Below are 2,459 nucleotides of genomic sequence, written 5' to 3'. Positions count from 1 at the left end.
CTCGAAGTGCAGCTCGTGCCGAACCGCCTTGTCCGCACCGGTGGTTCGCGTGATGGTGATGTCGTACGTCTTCTTCGCGCCGGCCTCCACGGCTACGGGCGCGCGGCGGCGATGAGTTCTTCGCCTGCGCGGCGGTGAGCTCTTCTTCTACGACGATGACGTGGCCGTACGCCGGGCAGGGGCCGTGGGGCGCCCTGCCCGGCGGATCGGCGTGAACGGGTGGGCGGTCAGAGCTTGGTGACGTCCAGGTCACCAGCCGCGTACCGCCTGCGCAGCACCTTCTTGTCGAACTTTCCGACGCTCGTCTTCGGGACCGACTCGATGATCGTCCAGCGTTCGGGGAGCTGCCACTTGGCGATCTTCCCCGCGTCGGCGAGGAAGGCGCGCAGGGACTCGAAGTCGGCGGTCGACCCCTCCCGTAGGACCACGGTCGCCAGCGGACGCTCACCCCACCTCTCGTCCGGTACGGCGACCACGGCGGCCTCGGTGACGTCCGGGTGGGACATCAGGGCGTTCTCCAGGTCGACGGAGGAGATCCACTCGCCGCCGGACTTGATGACGTCCTTGGCGCGGTCGGTGAGGGTGAGGAAGCCGTCGGGGGAGATCGTGCCGACGTCACCCGTCTTGAGCCAGCCGTCCTCGCTGAACTTGTCGGCGGGGCGCAGGGGTTCGGTGTCCGGGCCGTTGTAGTAGGCGCCGGCGATCCACGGGCCGCGCACCTCCAGCTCGCCCGCCGACTCGCCGTCCCAGGGCAGCCGCTCGCCGCCGGGGCCGGTGAGCCGGGCCTCGACGCTCGTCGGGAAACGGCCCTGGGTCAGCCGGTACTCGAACTCCCGCTCCGTACCGACCGCTTCGGCCGGCGGGCGCGAGACCGTGCCCAGCGGGGACGTCTCCGTCATGCCCCAGGCGTGGCAGACCCGCATGCCCAGCTCGTCGAAGGCCGCCATGAGGGCGGGCGGGCAGGCCGAACCGCCGATGGTGACCTGGGTGAGCGACGAGACGTCGCGGGGCTTCGCGGTCAGCTCGCCGAGCAGGCCCTGCCAGATGGTGGGCACGGCCGCCGCGTGCGTCGGGCGCTCGCTCTCGATCATCTCGGCGAGCGGGGCGGGCTGGAGGAAGCGGTCCGGCATCAGCATGTTCACGCCGGTCATGAAGGTGGCGTGCGGCAATCCCCAGGCGTTCACGTGGAATTGGGGCACCACGACCAGTGACGTGTCCTGGTCCGTGAGGCCCATCGACTGGGTCATGTTGACCTGCATGGAGTGCAGGTAGATCGAACGGTGGCTGAACACCACGCCCTTGGGGTCGCCCGTCGTGCCGGAGGTGTAGCACATCGCGGCGGCCTGGCGTTCGTCCAGCTCGGGCCAGTCGTACGTCGTCGGCTTGCCGGCGATGAGGTCCTCGTACTCGTGCACGCGCGCGTGGGCGCCGTCGAGGGGGGTGCGGTCGCCGGGCCCGGAGACGACGATGTGCTCAACCGTGGGCAGCTTGGACAGCAGCGGGGCGAGCAGCGGGATCAGCGAACCGTTGACGATCACCACCCGGTCCGCCGCGTGGTTGACGATCCACGCCAACTGCTCCGCCGGAAGACGGAGGTTGAGCGTGTGCAGCACCGCGCCCATGGCGGGGATCGCGAAGTAGGCCTCGACGTGGACGGCGTTGTTCCACATGAAGGTCGCCGTGCGCTCGCCGTCCACCACGCCCAGGTCCTCGCGCAGGGCGTGCGCCAGTTGGGCCGCGCGGGCACCGACCTCCGCGAAGGAACGGCGCTCCGGCTCTCCCTCACCGGTCCAGCTGATCACCTGCGATGTTCCATGGACCGTGGACCCGTGGGTCAGGATCCTGGAGATCAGCAGCGGTACGTCCTGCATGGTGCTCAGCACGGCGTCCTCCCGGGGCGACATTGCCTACGCGGTAGTAAGGGATGCGCTGATTCTGCGCACATACCGCACGGTATGTCACTAGGGCCGGGCGATCGATCACATCACGTCGCCCCCGGCTAGCGGGCGAGGACCAGCTCCGGGTCCTCGCGCAGCTTGCCGAGCGCCCGCGACACCGCCGACTTCACCGTGCCCACGGACACCCCGAGCACCTCTGCCGTCTGGACCTCGCTGAGATCCTCGTAGTACCTGAGGACGACCATCGCCCGCTGCCGCTCCGGCAGCTTCGCGATCGCCCGCCACATCGCGTCGTGCAGCGCCTGCTGCTCGGCCGGGTCCTCCGCGCCGCCGACCGTCTCCGGCTCGGGCAGTTCCTCGCACGCGAACTCGTCGACCTTGCGCTTGCGCCACTGCGAGGTCCGCGTGTTCAACAGCGCCCGGCGGACATAGCCGTCCAGCGCGCGGTGGTCCTCGATCCGCTCCCAGGCGACATACGTCTTGGTCAGCGCGGTCTGCAACAGGTCCTCCGCGTCGCACGCGTTCGCGGTCAGCGACCGCGCGGTGCGCAGCAGCACGGGC

At 69.9% G+C, this 2,459-nt stretch carries 2 protein-coding genes and 1 pseudogene; all 3 read right to left on the bottom strand.

What is annotated here, in order from left to right; all coding sequences use genetic code 11:
* Positions 1-90 (bottom strand): annotated as a pseudogene (locus tag ACNFOC_RS56160) (hypothetical protein); the annotation flags it as partial.
* Between the two features lie 137 nt (positions 91-227).
* Positions 228-1,904, bottom strand: a complete 1,677-nt coding sequence (locus ACNFOC_RS53260) for a long-chain fatty acid--CoA ligase (protein ID WP_416966149.1) — start codon at positions 1,902-1,904, stop codon at positions 228-230.
* A 95-nt stretch (positions 1,905-1,999) separates the two neighbouring features.
* Positions 2,000-2,459 (bottom strand): SigE family RNA polymerase sigma factor (locus ACNFOC_RS53255; protein ID WP_416966148.1); only part of this gene is annotated, 460 nt, incomplete at its 5' end.

The organism is Streptomyces colwelliae (assembly GCF_048158785.1).
GTDB lineage: Bacteria > Actinomycetota > Actinomycetes > Streptomycetales > Streptomycetaceae > Streptomyces.
The sequence above is the reverse complement of the archived record's forward strand: the minus strand, read 5'-3'. Positions and strand labels throughout refer to the sequence as shown.